This window comes from uncultured Tateyamaria sp., assembly GCF_947503045.1.
Taxonomy (GTDB): Bacteria; Pseudomonadota; Alphaproteobacteria; order Rhodobacterales; family Rhodobacteraceae; genus Tateyamaria.
Genome location: NZ_CANNCF010000028.1, coordinates 1 through 224, shown reverse-complemented (window position 1 = coordinate 224; position 224 = coordinate 1). Strand labels below are relative to the sequence as shown.

Here is a 224-nt window from a genome sequence, read left to right as displayed (position 1 = left end):
TCGACACTATCAAGGGCATTCTGGCCCGGTACGACCTCACTATCCCAGTTGATCCGGTTGTCCCACCGGATGCCGCCGCCCAGGACGTCGGGCACGAAACTGTGGGTCGTCCCCGCCGAGGCGGTGTAGGTTTCGACCCCGAAGGCTTCCTTGAAAAAGGCCAGCAGGCTGTCGGTGTTGAACTCGTTGTGCTTGAGATATTCGGCCAGATCGTCCCCGGTGGC

The 224-nt window shown here is 61.2% G+C and carries 1 protein-coding gene; it reads right to left on the bottom strand.

Going from position 1 to position 224, the window contains the following annotated elements:
- On the bottom strand, positions 1 to 224 hold a 224-nt coding region (locus Q1A89_RS23470), incomplete at both ends, for a hypothetical protein (RefSeq protein ID WP_299734164.1).